We start from the raw sequence: 16,327 nt of genomic DNA on the forward strand, positions 1-16,327 counted from the left end.
TGTCATTTGCTTTCAATCACGAAAATAAATTCTGCATCGAACCAAGCTAAAAAAGGCCACAGTTCCAAGGGATACTTGCATTATCTTGGCGGCCCTATGGACACGACGCGCCAGCGAGGAGACTTTGACGACTATGCTCGGGGACCTGATGGGGACTTGGGGCCTCCGCCATTCTGGACTGGTGGCGGCGCCGCGCTGCTCGGGCTTTCTGACCATGCCGAGCGCGAGCATGTAGAGCGCTTGGCGAAGGGATTTCATCCTCTATCAGGCGAGGCCTTGGTCAAAGGTGCCGGCGACAATCATGTCATGGGGCTCGACATGACCTTCTCCTCTGTCAAAGATGTCTCGGCGATCTTTGCCGGCGCAGACAAGGAGACGCGCGACGCACTCATCGCTTGCCTGCAGGACTCGGCAAAAAGCGCTCTGGCCTATGTTGAGAACAGCTCGATCACCAGGCACGGCCAAGGCGGCAGAGTAAAACAGCAGGCCGGAGCCACAATCTCAGCATGCTATACGCATTTCAGCAGCCGCGCCGGCGAACCCCAGTTGCATATTCATGGCTTCTTCTTCAACTTGGCCAAGCGCAAAAATAGCAAGGAATGGAGCGCCCTGGAACACCGCGCCCAGTTTGAGGCAAAGATTGCAACAGGCATTCTCTTTCGCGTCGAGCTAGCGAGCCGGCTACGGGGCATTGGCTTCGACGTGGAGCCAGCCGGCCCTTACTTTACGATTCGCGGAATCGACCAGGGACAACGCGACGCCCTGTCGACGCGCTCAAAGCAAATTGCAGAATATGTGCGCGAATGCGGCATGCTTGAGGCGGATGGAGCCGTCGCGCGGGAAATTGCTGCCCTCAACACCCGCTCCGCCAAGGCCGAGCCCTCGCTGCCGGATCTTCTTGAAAACTTCGAGGAAATGGCCGCAAAGCTGGGCTTGACGCCTGAAGCCGTCGCCTCGATGCGAACCGGCCACGACAAGCCTGCGCAGCCTGACATTGAAACACCTTTTGAAATTGATCGCGATGCAGTCTTGGCCGAGCTTTTGGAGAGCCAATCTTGCGCGACCGCCCAAGACGCCCTCGCCCTCATCTGCGAAAAGGCCATGGGCCACTGGAACGCGGAGGAATGCCTGGCGGAGCTCGAAAAGTTCCTGGCTCACTCCAATGTCGTTCAGCTGGGCCGCACTGAGCATCTCACAGAGATCTTCACTTCGAAGGCCACATTGGATCTTGAGGCTTCGATCAGCGCCTCGGTGGAGCGGCTCTCCCCGGATCGAGCGCATCAGGTCGCCCGCTCCGTCGTTGGCGATGAGTTCGAACGCCTGGAACACGAGCTCAAAGCCAAGCTGGGAGTCGGCGTCTTCCTGGACCAACAGCGCGCCGCGGCCCTGCACATCGCCTGCGACACTGGCAGGCATGCCTTTGTGGAGGGATGGGCAGGCACGGGCAAAACGACGCTCTTGAAAGCCTTGGGCGTGGCATATGCGGCCGCAGGGTTTAACGTTTCTGGCTGCTGCCAGTCGGCCGCGGCGAGCTTGAACCTGGCGCGAGAGGCGGACATCCCTTCGCGCACGATCGCCAGCCTGCTCCTGTCGCTTCAGAAGGGCAGAATGAAACTCGATTCCAAAAGCATCTTGATCCTCGACGAGGCTGGCATGGTCGGATCGCGAGAGTTTGGCCTCCTGCAAGCCGAGGCCATCAAGGCCGGCGCGAAGCTGGTCTCGGTCGGCGATGCCAAGCAGTTGCAGCCTATTGACGCGGGCGGGATCTTTCGGGCGCTAGCCATCCGCCACGGCAAGGCCGAGATTTCCAGCATCCAGAGACAGCGGACCGACTTCTCTCCCCTGCTCAATTGGCTCGAAGCGCGCGGGAATCTGTCGAAGAGTCAAATCCAGGCCTTGCGCGAGGCGCCAGAGGAGGCGCGGCTGCAGGCGCTCGAATCGATTTGCTCGGGCGACGCCAAGCTGGCGCGGGCCTTTGAAAAATGGAGGGGCCGCTACGATTTCGAATGGATGCGCAAGGCCGTGGAGCTCTTCGCCACGGGCGAGGCACGCGCCGGCTTGGAGATGCTTGACGAGCGCGGGAGGCTCAAGCTGGTCTCGGGCCACTCCGCCACCGTTGCCCAGCTGATCGAGGCATGGGACCAAGACAAGGCCGCATTGACGCAGAAGGCGATCATTGCCGGCACGCGCGCCGAGGTCGCGGAGCTCAATGCCAAGGCGCGGGCCGCTCTTATCGAAAGAGGCATCGTTCGCGATGCAGATGGAATTGAGGCCGAGATCATCCACCGCGACGACACTACCGACATCAAGCGCTTCGCGCCTGGCGATCGAATCGTCTTTACCAAAAATGACAGGTCGCTGGGCATTTCAAATGGCGTGGCTGCCAGCATTGCGACAATTGAGCGCGCCGCGGCCGGCGCCATGCTCGTGGTGGAGCTCGACGAGCCAAACGAGCGCCAAGAAAAGATCGTTCGCATACCCGCGTCGTTTGGGCGCTTTGACCATGCCTTTTGCCTGACGAATCACAAGAGCCAAGGGCGCACATTCGAATCGGCCTATGTCCTCGTGAATCCACGTATGGCGGATCGCGAATGGAGCTATGTTGCCGCCAGCCGCTCCCGCTTCGCCACCACCCTTTTCGCAAACCTTGGTGCCTTGGGAGCTGGCGACCCCGAGTCCCATCAACAGCAGGACGGAGCGCCAAGCGAACGAAGCAAGGCGATGGATGTCTTGGCCTTTGGCATGAGGCGCAGCCGCGCTAAGGGGACCACGCTTGATTATGAGTCGCCAAAGGCGCCAGCGAGCGCATCTTCCCCAAGCTGGGCAACATCGTTCAGAAATCTCATTTCGAGGGCAATCCGGCGAATGCGTTCGGGCTCTCGGCCTTTCGGCCCCACTGCCAACGGCATCGCCAGTCCCAATATCATGGCCAATGTCGGCGCCATCTCGCCAGCGACATGCTCTGTCCGCTTCTCTCCGTTCTCTATCTTGACGCCTTCTTCCTCCATAGGTTTAGCTATGTCCCCCACCGCTGATTCGCCGGGCTCGCCGCAGGGAAAATCTCCATACAAAAGGCCGCCGGCTACCTGGCTTGGCGAGCACGATTTAGGGCTGAGTCGATAGAGATTTTACTTGTGGGGGAAAGAGCGAAATGATCGAAATGACTGCCAGGAGCACGACTATGGATAGTGTGAACGCTGAGGATGATGCATTGAACGAAAGGAGCTCGGCGAACCATGCGGAGCATATGAAAGATATGAATTTGCCTATGAAATCCGGAAAGCCTAGCAAGCCAAGTCTGTGGGAAAGCCGAGGCGTCTATTTTCAACTGAATCCAAAACGAAAAGCGCGGCTTCGTGAAATTGCCCGCTCAAGGGGAATCGAAGATTCGCCGCTCAAAGCGCTGGCCGCCTACATTGACGAGGCGCAGGACGGCCCGCGCGGATCACCAACAATGGAGTTTGACACTGCTGGCGACATTGACGATCTGCGCTCCTTGCTTTGCGGTCGCATCGACAGGCTAGAACAATCCATAGGGCAGATTCATCACTTGGTAAAAGAAAGCGCCAGCAGCAATCCTGGCATGGAGACTGCCCTGGCGGCGCCAACGAAAGAAGATATCCTGTCATATGAGGCCCCATCACTTCTCGCGTGGCTCGACTCGCCCATGGCGGAAGGTGGCCTAGAAGTGTATAGCTTGGCGTTGCTGCAAGCATGCTGGATTGCCACTAGGGCGGATGGCAGCTCCCTATCCAAGATCGCATTGGAGCTAAGTGTTGAGGCCTTGCACGTGGATGGATGCGCTGTAGACGACGGCGCTGAGATACGAGTGGTTCTGGAAAATATGGACCCGCAATGCGCGCTAGCCGCTGGCATAGCGCAGGCCCCGTTCGATGCCATTACTCTTGTTTGCAAAAAAAGTGCCCAAGGCGGATGGCATATCGCCACTCTCCGAAGAAACAATGCAACTGGGCTCGGCGAGCAGCTCACTTGGCATGGCCAATAGCGTCAGCGCAGTGCTGGACAAGTTCAAATTTTGCTACTCAGCATCCAGCGCGGCTTGAAGAGCCTCAATATCATCGCTCTCGTCAAATACCAGCGACCACGCCGCAACGTTGCGTATATCGTCTGGCGTAGTGTCGATGTAGCTCTCCACCGAAGATACGGCAGCGGACCAGACAGCAGGACAACCATGCTCCTGCAAGATAGCTTCCACGAGTGGGCGTTGAGCAGCCGCTAGGATCAAATAGCCGTTTTGAATTATCAGCCGTTCCCCGGTCAAATCGTCAATCATGCAATCCCCTTCGAGGCAACATGTGGTTTAGAGAGCGCTGGGAGGTCCATCTCAGCGCTCATAGCAAAAGCATATACCAACGGTGCGTCAGGTGTATAAAAAAATGAGCTTCCGATTTCATTGGCAGCCCATCTCCCATGACCATCTGCTCCTCATACGGCAGTGTCCAGACGCGATCGCCTCTATCGTCTATCTTTTGATTAGATGCTGATACTTAGACGCGTCTGCATTCCCTGGGTAAGCTCAGAACTGAGCCAACAATCGAGTATCGACTTGGGGCAATTTCGCAATGCACTGCGTAGTCACCCCTTTCTACTCTTCCCTTTTTGATCAGAACTTGGCATTGGTGAGATTAATGAACCACAGCCGCGCATCACCGTCGATTGGCCCTTGGAATCCGGTCTTGATGAATAGTGAGGAAAGCAGATGTTGAGCGTTTAAATAAAACTTAGCATCCTCGCTGGTGGATTGTGGCACCAACCTTCTCGGAATTAACGGTCCAGCGGTCCGCACCTGTTCAGACGTATACATGTGTGGACCTAAACTTCCACCATAATGGCGCATTGCCACAATGCTCATGTATCGGTCATCGTCCTTGATGTCTACGCTACACATCACCACTCCATCAACCTTTTGGGATTTCTTCTCAGAGGTCCAAATTACAGCGGTGAATTTAATGCACTCAAGAGGGCGCGCGAGGTTGCCATATAGCCCATATTGCGCGGACGAATCTACTAACGAAAGGCTTTCCGAGTAGTCGTCAAGGCGAATGCTTATACGGGGCCAAAGGTTGCTTCGCGACTGCAAAGGATTACGATCAAATATTTTATACAGCGGTGTGCTTTCAATGGTTTTTCCAGCCCAGCGTGGATCTTTGGGGCGAGGCCCGTCGATGATAATTCTTGTTCCATTAATTAATTTCGGAGTGCCTTCACCGGCAGCGATAGTGGGGGCTGCTGGCCGGCTAGTTGGGTTAGTGGCAGTTGCCGAAGTCGGCACAGTCCCATTAAGCATGGCGCCCACCGTGTTGATGGCCTGCTGAAGCTGGACATTCGAGCCGCCCTGCATTCCGGGGTTGGCGCATGCGGACAGCACAAATGGGACGAGCGCAATTAAAGGCGCGGATAAAATTTTACGCATCAGTATTTCCTATAAGTTAATTAAAACAGATGAATGCTGTGGCCGCAGCAGCGGCAACGATCACTGGGCGAGGCGTGTGCCTTGCCCAGCGTCCTAGTCCAGCGCCTGCTATCGAGCAAGGATCTCAATTCGATCGATCCAGGTTGTAATTTGCGCCTTCGGATAGCCAACCATGAGCTGGAAGCGGCGCTTGCGGAGCTGCGAGCGCTCAAACTCGTCATCCTTGACGACTATTCCCAGTGCAAAGGTGGGTGCGGCGCCGTCGGTTTTTGCGGGAATTTCATCCAAGCTCGCCGTCGCGCAAGCGTCTTTGAGTGACCCGATCCACACGTCGCCATTCAACTCAACTACAGCGCGGCCACTCTTGTCGGCAGCAATGGTCCATGCTAGCGAGCCGTTGTCATACAGGGCATTTTCTAAAAATGCCTCGCCAAGACCTGCAAGCTCTTTAAGCTCGCTCACGCGCGCCATGCTGATTTCGCGTTCAGCCTTCCATGCAGCGCGTGCGCTAAGCCTCACCGCAGCCAAGCTATCCTGATGCTCGGTGACATAGGCATCCGCTCTCGCGTGTCCCATTGAAAATATTCTTTTTTGAATCGGCATCCAGTAACGATTGAAGTCGCTCGCCAGCACCGGGCCGATCTCCTTGAAGGATGCGTCAAAGTCAGGCGTGGAATGCCATTTTCGTTCAAGGCGGGCAGAGCCTTCTCTGACAAGCTCGTCGCCTCGCCATTTCACGCTGATAGGTGTTCCAACCACAACCTCTTGAGAAAATGCAAAAAAGTAAATGCTAGTGCTATTTTCCTTGACGGCACAGGCCAGGTCTGACAACCGGAAAGCGCGATCAAAACGCGTCGAAATATCGCCTTTAATACCCAAGATAGTTACACCGACATTGTCGACATGGGATACCAACCTTGCCTCGTCGCGCTCGAAATTGATCATCAAATCGAACCGAGAACAGGAATAGCCCCACTCCGCTCCGTTCACGTCGCCACTGGCGACGCCGGCCTTGTCTGCGTAGGTGGGCGGCGCGGCGGCGCGAACCGCAGCCATTTGTTTGCTGAGAAATACCCAATCGACAATCCAGAAAATAATCACCGCGGGTATTCCAAGAATCGGGAAGACCACCGCTGCAATGATTGAGACCAAGAATTTCTGCTTGAGTTTTCCGGCCCACACCATCCTGGGATTAATACGTTCCCCCCGCTTCAATGCCGCTTTGAGCTCTATGAGGCCGCGCCGGTAGTGTGCGATCAATTGCCAAATCCAGAAAACAAACACCGCCCCCATCATCGGTATCACCGCCGGCTTGGGAGCGGTCACTACCACGACAACCGAACACAAAACTTTAATCGCAAAATATGTGATCCTTGTAAGCAAGCTTTTCGGAGAATTGGACATTTTTAAACCCTTCTATTTGCTACTTGTTGCTTGTCATTAACTGGCTGTTCTATCTGCCTGCGTCGTTACAGGCAGGGAGCATCGCCAACGCTGCTGTTGAAGCTCACTACCATGTTCTGCTCATTCGCCTAGCAACCTTGCTCCCGCCGCCGGCCTTTCACTGCAACCAGGCAGCGGCCTCAAATACTGATGCTCCCCACCATGCATGCCCCCATGCCTTGGCCTGCGGCTTCTTGCCAAACCTAAGGGTTCCGGGACATTGCACTAGAGAAAAACATGCTGCGAACGAATAATAAACTATTTTAGTTGTGTTTCAACTTTTTAAGTCCTTCAAACAAATAAGCCTAATAGCCACCATTCGGGTTGAACCATCACAAGGACGCCCCATGGAATCTCAACGACTCAAAAAAATTTCCCAAACAGTGGGCGCCGCCATCGCGAGCCACAGAGTCCGAGTCGGCCTCACACAAGAGGATGTTGCCGAGCGCTTGGGAATCGGCAACGAGGCCATCTCGCGACTTGAGCGCGGCATCGTCTTGCCATCGATCCCGCGCCTGTCAGAGCTCGCGGAGCTCTTTGATTGCAGAATGAATGAATTGCTGCTGACATCCAGCGATCGCAAAACCGACCAGGCCGCGGCCATTGAAGCCCATCTCAGCGGCCTTTCCCCAGAGGACCGAGCATTCGTCGTCGATCAGGCGCGCGCCACTGCCATCTACCTGCGGGAAAGGGCTAACAACTACTTTTGCTCAACCATTTCTTCCCCCGACACTCCCTCAACGGGACAGCACAAGAAAAATACAAAAAAATCTTGAGATAGAGAGCGCAAACTCCTGCGCCGGTGATTAAGCATTCCATTGCTCTCCGACAACCAGAAAAATAACGCAACGGCTGTCGAAAAGATTGAATCTATGCGACACCAGCAAACAGATTGGCAATATTGACGATATTGAAATTGACGCTGTTGAACTCAGATCGGCCTCAAAGCGAGATGCCATCCCAAGCGAGGGACTGCGAAATGGGATGTCTGCGGAGCGCGAGGCGTGGCGCAAGAGGAGCAACGAATGCTCGCGAGTTGAGTCCGGCGTAGATCTAGGCGGACGTAGATGGCAAACCCGCGAGCAAACGCGGAACCCGCGCATGCGGAGTCACCGCTCGCGACCGAACGTTGGCGCGCGCCCTACACGCCATCAGATAGAACTATGTCGGCAGCAAGAAGAAGTGGAATTGGAAGTGAAAATGGAAGGGAATAAAGAAGGATGTGGCCTTTAACGCCTGTCAAAGCCCACGTTAAGAGCGATCAAAGCCCAAGGCTGTCGAAACCCTCAGCACTAAAGGGCTTATGACAAGACGGGCAGTTAAAGGCTGGGGCTTAGCGCTGGCAAGGAATTTTGGCTAAGGCGCATCAACTTGCGTATGAGACTAGGAGGCATTCCCGATGCGGTTTGAAATGCCCTGGTCATGTGGGCCAAATCAGAAAATCCTTCGTCAAAGGCAATCATCGTCAAGCTGTCGAAGGATGAGAGTCGATGCGATGCGCGAACCAAGCGTGACGCTTGTCTAAGCGCTTCGGCCGTTATATTTGACTCCCGCAGCCGGCGCTCCAAAGTCCGCTGGTGACAACCAAGCTTGCGGGCGACACTAGCGATGGGAAGGTGCCCCTCGCTTTCAAACACCAGAGCCACTTCGCCAGCAGCAGACGCCTCCACACCCAGGATCTTTGCAGTGCTGGTCAAGCTGCGCTTCTCTCCTCCGCTCGGCAACTGCGCATTGCGCCGCGTGGTCGCCATCATGGTCTCCACAATCGCTAGCGTGCCTTGGCGGCAGCTATCAGGATCGTCTCGACCAGCCGTGAGCGTTCCATTTCCGCCATTTCCTGCATCATTGCCATTGCCGTTGGCCGGACTATTACGAGATGCGCTGCTTGGCCGGCGCGCGTAGCCATTGGCGCCGAGACTGGTCTGCACGCCCAGATTCGCGGACTGGTTATAGGCGTTGAACGCAATAAGCACGTCGGCTTCGCGCTGGAATGATGAGAGAAGCAGATAGCCTGGATTGATGTCGGTGGCGAGGAAGTCGTTGACCATGCGCTCGACGACACCGGCCCCAGCTCCCTCAGCCGTTCTTGCGCGGCCGGCGGCATGGTAGCGCCGATACGGCAGGTGGCCACTGATCGCGTGCGACACCGCGGAGACGAACCTGGACATCGGCGTCCAGCCAGCCTTGCCCTCGAGTGCATTTACGACAACGTGATAGGCAAGCGAGTTCGGCATTCCAGATTCCCAGTTTGATATTTTGAAGATGCTTCGGCAGGCGCTGGATCTATGCAAAGCGAACAACGATTTCCCGTAAACGAAAATGGCCGCGAAGGTCGCAGCCATGGGAGCAAAAATGTGTCCTACCTAGACGCGCATTAACACAGCCTATAAATTAGTAGCTGCTGAGCTCACCGTATAACGAAATACTTCGAGGACTTCTCGCAGCATACCTCCGCCGGTTTAAGTTTCCATGATACAACATTATCTAGAAGAGAACGTCTTTTTAAAAATGTTTTTTTGTTCTATGCATTGCTGGATTTAATAGCTCTACCTATAGAATATTTGTAATCGAAGATAAGCCGTCAATTTACTGAAACGAAAACTACTTAAGGAGGTGCTGATCAACTCGTTTTCTTTGCAAGATTGGCGCGCCAAAAGATCGACCGATGAACCGCTCAAGCCCGTTCTTCGTTAGATTCGACGCGACGCTTCGCATCCTTCTGCAATCAGGACAGATTGTGGGATTCGGTGATGGTAAGGCACATACCGGCCAGCACCAGATCGGCAAAGGCGATCAGTGTAAAGAGCTATGAAGCGTTCTTGGCCAAGTCGCAATAGCGGGTTTTACGATGATGGAACAGGTTCTTGACGACATCTAATAGCACATTTCGATCGACACCCTCTTGGCAAGCTAGCCAATGACCTTTTCGACCAGCCTGCGCGCAAACATCATCGTCCCCTCCATTCGCCGGCAGGCAATCTTCCCTCATATTGCGCTTCGTCGGCGTTTGAAGGCCAAGCCTGAGGCCTCGGGGCCGTTGAATCCATTGTCTGCTAAGTCATGCCCACGTAGCCCTTGTAGCCGGAGATCCCCACCATGCCAACCGAGTTGACCAACAGCATGCCGCGAAATCCGTAGAGGATCTGTTATTTTGCCTCGTAGTAGCCGGAGACAGCCTCTCCCCTGATGAGCTTGGAGAAGTAGGGGCCACGAAAAGCTGCATGCTGATTGCGGGAAGCCTTCGGCGATGAACAGTGCCCCGCGGCGGCCGATGGACGTGAGGATGGTGGCGTGGACTTCACGCTTACGGGCTCAGAGGTTGGCGGCTTGGCGGGCGAAGGTAGTCCGGCAGCCAAGCCTAGGGAAGAAGCGGAGCCAATCCCCTCATGAAGTAGGCGTGGATCTACTTGTCCTAGTCCATGCCGAGGAGTTCCCCACCGGAGGGGTTGATCTTTGTGAAGCGATGCCATAGCATCGCTGACGAGGCAGTAGAGGTGGATGATCAGGTTGTCGAGGGGCATTTAGGCTCTCCTGTTGGAATTCGATGCTTAGTAGCTTCCAAATAGAATCCACAAGCGCCTCCCATCCAGGGCTTGGAAAATGCGGGACGACCAACGGCCGCCCCGCATTTTCGGTCTCATTTAAAGTTGCACACGACGTTTATAATTTTGTTTCAATTATGCAACTTTTCTGCTACGGCAAAATGCTTGCATTTTACGAAGATCATCGTATAATGGAGGAGTGATTGGGATACAAAGAAGCGAAATCCAAGGTCTTGGCGGCCCTAAACAACGGCGCGTTTGATCATGAGGCACGGGATGACATCAATGTGAAAAACTTATTAGCCACAGGTGATATTTTAGCTGCTGATGTAGCAAAATTTATTGCAAAAAGTTCCGGGTTGGAGCATACCGAAAGTCCGCACCATTCGCAAAAGTCAGTTACTGTCCATTGCATTATTACCAATACATGGTATATAAAATTTTATTTTTTAGATCCAGATACGACTTTTATTAGTGTTCATCAGTGAGGTTAAAATGACAAAACGATTTCTTTTAGTGGGTGCAAAAGGTAAAGCCATTTGTGAAAAGTGTGCGAGTGTCTGCTCTACTACCTATCGGTATCGTGATGTCCCCTTTTCAGATGGGAAAGGTTTAGCTTCGAATATACTTGTAGGCGTTTGTGACGTTTGCGAAACAGTATTATCTATTCCCGCACAATCGACGCCAAAAATTAGAAAGGATAGAAATATCGCCACTCAATCCATTGAGGCGATTCTTCCTGCACCATATCTCGATATATTAGATCTAGCTTGCTTTTCTATTGACCCCAATGCCTCCACAGATTTTCGAAAAAAATTATTATTATTTTACATTCATAAATTTTCATTAGGTGAATTTGATGTGAAAATTCTTTCTACACTAAGTCCACTTTTCTCATCAGAGCATGATACGTATAAACGAAGACTCTCTATAAAAGTTCCAAAGAACTTAGCAGAAGACTTCGCAAAAATTGTTTCCTTGAGCAAGATGTCAAAGACTAATTTCCTTAAAAATATAGTTGGTGAGATTAAGCGTCAGGTCATTGATGATGAAAATGAGAATATTGTTGAAGAATTACGCACTATCGCTTACCTGGGATAATGTTAATAAATTTGAGTAGTTGAGTTAGATGTGCTCTTGTTGTATATCGACATGGGTCGCGCACCAAACGACGACCGAAACTGAGCGGCATTCCCGATGCCGTCTAAAACGCCGTGGCATGTGCGCCAGATCGGAAAAGCTCTTATCACAAGCAATCATCGTAAGGCTGTCACTGGCCGAGAGTCGATGCAACGTGCGAATCAAGCGCGATGCTTGTCGAAGCGCTTCCGCAGTGATATTCGACTCCCTCAGTTGTCGCTCCAAAGTCCGTTGGAGGCAACCCAGCTTCTAAGCAACGCCCGCAATAGGAAGATAGCCCTCGCTTTCAAACACCAACGCCACTTCTCCGGCGGCCGAAGCTTCCACACCTAGAATAATGGCAGTGGTAGTCAAGCTGCGCCTCTCCAATCCGTCCGGCACTGAACATTGCGCCGCGTGGTTGCTATAATAGTTTCCACAATCGCTAGGGTGCCTTGGCGACAGCTATCAAGATCGCCTCCATGAGTCGCGAGCGTTCCATCTGCGCCATTGCCCTTAGCATGGCATGGGCATTGCACGAACTGCTGCTGAGCCGACGCGTGTAGCCACTGCCGCCGAGGCTGGTCTCCACACCCAGTTTCACAGATTGGTTATAGGAGTTGAACGCGATAAGCACATCCGCTTCGTGCTGGAATGACGAGAAAAGCAGATAGCCAGGTGACGTCGATGGCGAGGAAGTCATTGAGCAGGCGCTCAACGACGCTTGCACCAGGTCCCTCTACGGTCCTAGCAGGGCCGCGGCGTGAAAGTGCTGATACGGCAAGTAGTCACTAATAAAGTGCGCCACTGCCGAGACAAACCGGCTCATCGACGCCCAGCGGCATTTCCCTCAAGCGCATTTACACGACGTGATATGCAAGCGAGTTCGGCATTTATCGTTGCCTAGTATAACGTTTGGAAATTCTGCGGCTGGCCGAGGGCGCGGATAGAAAAACAACGAGTGCCTGTAAACGAAAGTGGCTGCGAACATCGCAGCCACTGAAGCGAAAGTGCATCCACGATAGGCGCACACGAAAATTGTGGCTGCCGTCATGGTAGCCAATGAAAAAACTTGGACCGCTAAAAAATTAGTTCCTAAAAATCATCCTGCAATCGGCAGGTTTCAGTTAAATACTACTTAATTTCTATCCGGCAACAATTCTACAATTGGCTGCACTTCCTTCTCACCCGTTGAATATTTTAACAATGCATTATAAAGTTCCCAAAAATCCTGGGCACCGTTTTCTTTAAATGGAAATTGCAAAAAATATCCACTACGTGGAAATATTTCTTTAGCAAGCGCATCATCAATAAGATGTCTTTTCTCCAAGGAAAAAGCGTCTAGTTCTTCGTTGCTAAACTCAATATCTATATGATATTTATAAAATTGCCCTTTTCCTTCAATGAATTCAGGATATTTTCGCTTAACCCAGTAATATACCTTTAACTTATCACGCAATTCGTAATAATTAAAATCGTTAAGCAACTTGAAACCAAATTTAACCATTTCACCATACAAAGGTTTTTTTCGCCAAAATTCTTTTACTATATCGAGCAAGAAAAACAATTTCTTAAACAACTCCCTACGCTGATATAGCCGATTAAAATCATCCTGCCCAGAAAAACTTATCAAACTTAGCTGATTCAAGGTGGAAAATGATTCTATCACTTTATCGAAAGTAACGTCCTCGTTAGCGTTATTTCTTAAACGAATTTTTATTTCATCGAACAATTCCTCAAAACGAGCGTTTAAGACGACAGCATTAGATTCTGAGCGCAACATCGTGACCATCCTCAAATTAATTAAAATTCTTTCCATAATAAACCATTAGTCGCTGACGGATGTCACTTCATACACTTTTTTGCGAAAAAATTTTCACTTCACCACCATCGATTTCCCTTCATCAAAACCAAATAAAGTTGAGGATGGCGATGGCAAAGTAAAGTTCGGTTCTGGAGAGCTTATCACCGTCTTTTTTACGCTACAAAACCTCTAAAATGGTATTTCTGAACGAATCTTGGTGTAGTTTTGAAAGCGACTTTAAAAGTCGCAGGCGTTGAGATTTTCACATCAAATTTTACTTTAAATGCTACATTTTCTGAAATAATGCTGAGCTCTTTTTAGCATTAATAAACAGCGCCATGCCAGTCTCCTTTCAACCCGAAACACTCTGATAAGGCACGGAGATGTAAACGTAAATGATTTCGGAAACTGTCAAGCGGCTAAATTACGATATCGATAGAGTCATGATTACTAATTACCAGCACGCAAGCTTTCCAGATCTCTCATGCCATTAGTTCGATTTTTTAACGACGTTGAGGCAACCGCTGGGCCTCCAGAGAGCGAACAAAAGTTTATGGGGCAAAGATAGCAGCGAGGATCGTGACTGCTATTTGTTACTTTCCCGCTTTTTTTCCGGAGCCATGTTCGCGTAACGCGCGGTCGTCTGCCCGTCCTTGTGCCCAACGACTGAACGCAGCTCCTCCTCCGTTTGAATGAAGCCAGCGTCGATCATATTGCCTTGCCGGATGCGCTCGATGGTCCGCTTCTGCAAATTCGCCACGCTGCGGGCGCCAATCATGTCTGCAATGGCCACTGGCGAAGAGGTAATGTCTTTGAGCACTCTGGAAATGAAAGAGCGACGAGTATCGTGCATGTGAATGCCATCGAGCTTCGCCCGCTCCAGCACCCGGCGAAATACCGTCTTGAAGCCCTCGATCTTGTAATGGAAGACTCGATCGTCCACTCGCGGAATAACCTTGAAGGCTTCCACTGCTTCCGGCAGCAAGATGACCAAACGCTCCTCGTCTGCTTTCGTCTGATCCGCGTCGAGATTGATGACGCCGCGCTCGATATCGATCTGGGACCATAGAAGGCCAAGGATCTCGGCCCTTCTCATGCCGGTGGAGATCGCAACGGCAAAAATGAGCGGCATTTCCTTGTTCCGGCATTTGCGCAGCTCCGTAAGCAGCGCTTCCTCTTCATCCGGCGAGATGATCCGCCGTCGGCGCCGCTCGCCGCCCTTCACCTTGGCCTTGTCTGCTTCTGCAAAGGGATTGTGGCCGTTGAGGCGCTTCCACGCTTTATTGTCCGTGAAGCGCAGCTTGTTGACGACGGCTTGCAGGGCATATATCTCGCGCTTGACCGTGCTCTTGGCCTTGCCCTGCCGCAATCTGACATCGATGTATTCGGTCGTCTCCTGCTCCGTCAGGTCGTCGATATAGAAATCTCCGATCTTTTGCTTGGCGAAGCCCTTGGCATGCTCCCTCAGGCCTGCAAGCGGCCCTGACGGGACGACAAAGCCGTTTTTGATGTAGGAGATCTCAATGTTGCGGCAGCTTTCCAGGCGCGCCCTGGCGGCCTTTGCTGTTTGCTGGACCTTGTCTACGCCGCAATCTATCAATGGGGTCACGTAGGCGCGCAGATAGCTGTCGATGGCATGGCCAAGCGTGCAGCGCCCTTCCATGATGAATTCCGCGGCAAGGCGCTCGATCTCGGAAACCATCAGGCTCGCGCGGTCTCGCCCTTGGGCTATCAGAAGCCTGCCTTGCGGCGTCTTGGTATCGGCCAAAAATATCTTGGCGCGCTCAAGCTCGTCTTGCCCGAATGAGCGATCGACAACGAAGTCGCCGCGCTCAACGCGCACTCTGTAACGTATGGATTTTGTTTTGTCGGCGTTTTTCCAGTCGATGACCCGGATGCCGCGAGGTATGGATGATGCCATGATTGGCCTTTGGCGTTGGTGGAATCGTTTGTCGAATTCCCCTATTTTTCACCATCAAGCCGGCATTTACCGTTGCCCTGAAACCTGCTGGCGAACGCCAAGACCTTGATTTCAAAGCTTAAATTTGGTGGGAAGTGCAAGTTTCGAACTTGCGACCCCTGCAGTGTGAATGCAGTGCTCTACCCCTGAGCTAACCTCCCGAAGCGAGGCGAATTATCGCATAGGTGTTGCGGCATCTGCAAGGGCTGGCAACAGGAAATTTGCCACGCCTCCGCTTTTTTCTCAGGCGGCCGCTGGCGGCGCCGTGACGGTGGTCCAGATGCACTGGCCTTTGGCGGCCTTGTCGAGACCGGCGATGGTGGCGGCGTGGGCGGCGAGTTCGTCGGCCGTGGCGCTCTGGAAGATGACTTCGGCCAGGGGCACGATTTCCAGGGCGGCACCGTCGGCGGCCACTGCCACCTCTTCCTCCATGCTGAGGCTGTTCTGGCCGCGTGTCATGGCCAGGTAGACGTCGGCCAGCAATTCGGAGTCGAGCAGCGCGCCGTGCAGCTTGCGGTGGGCGTTCGAGACGCCATAGCGGTCGCACAGGGCATCCAGCGAGTTGCGCTTGCCCGGATGCATTTCCTTCGCCTGCACCAGGGTGTCGATCACGCCATGCACCTGCTCATGCACAGGCGGCAGGTTCAGGCGCTTGAATTCCGCGTTGAGGAAGCCGATATCGAACGGGGCGTTGTGGATGATCAGCTCGGCGCCGGCAATGAACGCACGGAATTCTTCCGCGATTTCCGCAAATTTCGGCTTGTCGCTGAGAAATTCCGTCGTCAATCCGTGGACGGCCAGCGCGCCCTCTTCCGAATCGCGCTCGGGATTGATGTAATGGTGGAAATTATTCCCCGTCAACATGCGGTTGTTCAGCTCGACCGCCCCGATCTCCAGGATGCGGTCGCCCGTGCGCGGGTTCAGGCCGGTGGTTTCAGTATCGAGAACAATTTGACGCATGGCAGATTCAGTCGTAAAAGCAAAAAGCGAAGGGCACAGTATAGCAAACCTGTGCCCTTCTTTTA

Annotated in this window: 13 protein-coding genes and 1 tRNA gene; 5 read left to right on the top strand and 9 right to left on the bottom strand. The window is 53.0% G+C overall.

The annotated features are described in order from the left end of the window. The first annotated feature begins 6 nt into the window (after positions 1-6). Both mobF and ACQ4WS_RS16135 read left to right on the top strand, forming a co-directional pair. Complete coding sequence (gene mobF, locus ACQ4WS_RS16130) at positions 7-3,123, top strand: MobF family relaxase (RefSeq protein WP_436477843.1); 3,117 nt, start codon at positions 7-9, stop codon at positions 3,121-3,123. A 28-nt stretch (positions 3,124-3,151) separates the two neighbouring features. Further along, positions 3,152-4,006 carry a hypothetical protein gene (locus ACQ4WS_RS16135; RefSeq protein ID WP_436477845.1) on the top strand — a complete coding sequence of 285 codons (855 nt, stop codon included), beginning with the start codon at positions 3,152-3,154 and terminating at the stop codon, positions 4,004-4,006. Between the two features lie 33 nt (positions 4,007-4,039). On the opposite strand, the gene ACQ4WS_RS16140 is transcribed toward ACQ4WS_RS16135, so the two are convergent. From ACQ4WS_RS16140 to ACQ4WS_RS16150, 3 genes are all read right to left on the bottom strand, one after another. Next, positions 4,040-4,294: a hypothetical protein gene (locus tag ACQ4WS_RS16140; protein WP_436477847.1), complete on the bottom strand. Its 255-nt coding sequence runs from the start codon at positions 4,292-4,294 to the stop codon at positions 4,040-4,042. A 330-nt stretch (positions 4,295-4,624) separates the two neighbouring features. After that, positions 4,625-5,434: a hypothetical protein gene (locus ACQ4WS_RS16145; RefSeq protein WP_436477849.1), complete on the bottom strand. Its 810-nt coding sequence runs from the start codon at positions 5,432-5,434 to the stop codon at positions 4,625-4,627. A gap of 108 nt (positions 5,435-5,542) precedes the next feature. Continuing rightward, positions 5,543-6,838, bottom strand: a complete 1,296-nt coding sequence (locus ACQ4WS_RS16150) for a hypothetical protein (RefSeq protein WP_436477851.1) — start codon at positions 6,836-6,838, stop codon at positions 5,543-5,545. Between the two features lie 386 nt (positions 6,839-7,224). On the opposite strand from ACQ4WS_RS16150, the gene ACQ4WS_RS16155 reads away from it, so the two are divergent. Continuing rightward, on the top strand, positions 7,225-7,653 hold the full coding sequence (locus tag ACQ4WS_RS16155; RefSeq protein ID WP_436477853.1) for a helix-turn-helix domain-containing protein: 429 nt from the start codon (positions 7,225-7,227) through the stop codon (positions 7,651-7,653). Positions 7,654-8,196: 543 nt separating this feature from the next. On the opposite strand, the gene ACQ4WS_RS16160 is transcribed toward ACQ4WS_RS16155, so the two are convergent. Further along, entirely contained in the window at positions 8,197-9,219 is a 1,023-nt protein-coding gene (locus ACQ4WS_RS16160) for a helix-turn-helix domain-containing protein (RefSeq protein ID WP_436477855.1), read from the bottom strand. Positions 9,220-10,622: 1,403 nt separating this feature from the next. Here ACQ4WS_RS16160 and ACQ4WS_RS16165 point away from each other — a divergent pair. Both ACQ4WS_RS16165 and ACQ4WS_RS16170 read left to right on the top strand, forming a co-directional pair. Next, on the top strand, positions 10,623-10,907 hold the full coding sequence (locus ACQ4WS_RS16165) for a hypothetical protein (protein ID WP_436477857.1): 285 nt from the start codon (positions 10,623-10,625) through the stop codon (positions 10,905-10,907). Between the two features lie 7 nt (positions 10,908-10,914). Then, entirely contained in the window at positions 10,915-11,520 is a 606-nt protein-coding gene (locus ACQ4WS_RS16170) for a hypothetical protein (RefSeq protein WP_436477858.1), read from the top strand. Between the two features lie 24 nt (positions 11,521-11,544). Here ACQ4WS_RS16170 and ACQ4WS_RS16175 read toward each other — a convergent pair whose 3' ends face one another. From ACQ4WS_RS16175 to dnaQ, 5 genes are all read right to left on the bottom strand, one after another. Continuing rightward, the gene (locus ACQ4WS_RS16175; protein WP_436477945.1) at positions 11,545-11,805 is read right to left on the bottom strand and encodes a helix-turn-helix domain-containing protein; all 261 of its coding nucleotides are present in this window, start codon (positions 11,803-11,805) and stop codon (positions 11,545-11,547) included. An 871-nt stretch (positions 11,806-12,676) separates the two neighbouring features. Next, the gene (locus ACQ4WS_RS16180) at positions 12,677-13,321 is read right to left on the bottom strand and encodes a hypothetical protein (RefSeq protein WP_436477859.1); all 645 of its coding nucleotides are present in this window, start codon (positions 13,319-13,321) and stop codon (positions 12,677-12,679) included. A 607-nt stretch (positions 13,322-13,928) separates the two neighbouring features. Continuing rightward, complete coding sequence (locus ACQ4WS_RS16185; RefSeq protein ID WP_436477861.1) at positions 13,929-15,263, bottom strand: site-specific integrase; 1,335 nt, start codon at positions 15,261-15,263, stop codon at positions 13,929-13,931. A gap of 125 nt (positions 15,264-15,388) precedes the next feature. After that, positions 15,389-15,463 (bottom strand) — tRNA-Val (locus ACQ4WS_RS16190). 82 nt (positions 15,464-15,545) lie between these two features. Continuing rightward, on the bottom strand, positions 15,546-16,262 hold the full coding sequence (dnaQ, locus tag ACQ4WS_RS16195; RefSeq protein ID WP_436477863.1) for a DNA polymerase III subunit epsilon: 717 nt from the start codon (positions 16,260-16,262) through the stop codon (positions 15,546-15,548). Positions 16,263-16,327: the final 65 nt, after the last annotated feature.

This window comes from Janthinobacterium leeuwenhoeki, from assembly GCF_051380795.1.
In the GTDB taxonomy this organism is placed as follows: domain Bacteria; phylum Pseudomonadota; class Gammaproteobacteria; order Burkholderiales; family Burkholderiaceae_D; genus Janthinobacterium.

Coding starts and splice junctions, on each gene's coding strand:
- ACQ4WS_RS16135 (WP_436477845.1), top strand. CDS start 3,152: ATGATCGAAATGACTGCCAGGAGCACGACTATGGATAGTGTGAACGCT.
- ACQ4WS_RS16140 (WP_436477847.1), bottom strand. CDS start 4,294: ATGATTGACGATTTGACCGGGGAACGGCTGATAATTCAAAACGGCTAT.
- ACQ4WS_RS16145 (WP_436477849.1), bottom strand. CDS start 5,434: ATGCGTAAAATTTTATCCGCGCCTTTAATTGCGCTCGTCCCATTTGTG.
- ACQ4WS_RS16150 (WP_436477851.1), bottom strand. CDS start 6,838: ATGTCCAATTCTCCGAAAAGCTTGCTTACAAGGATCACATATTTTGCG.
- ACQ4WS_RS16155 (WP_436477853.1), top strand. CDS start 7,225: ATGGAATCTCAACGACTCAAAAAAATTTCCCAAACAGTGGGCGCCGCC.
- ACQ4WS_RS16160 (WP_436477855.1), bottom strand. CDS start 9,219: ATGGCTGCGACCTTCGCGGCCATTTTCGTTTACGGGAAATCGTTGTTC.
- ACQ4WS_RS16170 (WP_436477858.1), top strand. CDS start 10,915: ATGACAAAACGATTTCTTTTAGTGGGTGCAAAAGGTAAAGCCATTTGT.
- ACQ4WS_RS16180 (WP_436477859.1), bottom strand. CDS start 13,321: ATGTTGCGCTCAGAATCTAATGCTGTCGTCTTAAACGCTCGTTTTGAG.
- ACQ4WS_RS16185 (WP_436477861.1), bottom strand. CDS start 15,263: ATGGCATCATCCATACCTCGCGGCATCCGGGTCATCGACTGGAAAAAC.
- dnaQ (WP_436477863.1), bottom strand. CDS start 16,262: ATGCGTCAAATTGTTCTCGATACTGAAACCACCGGCCTGAACCCGCGC.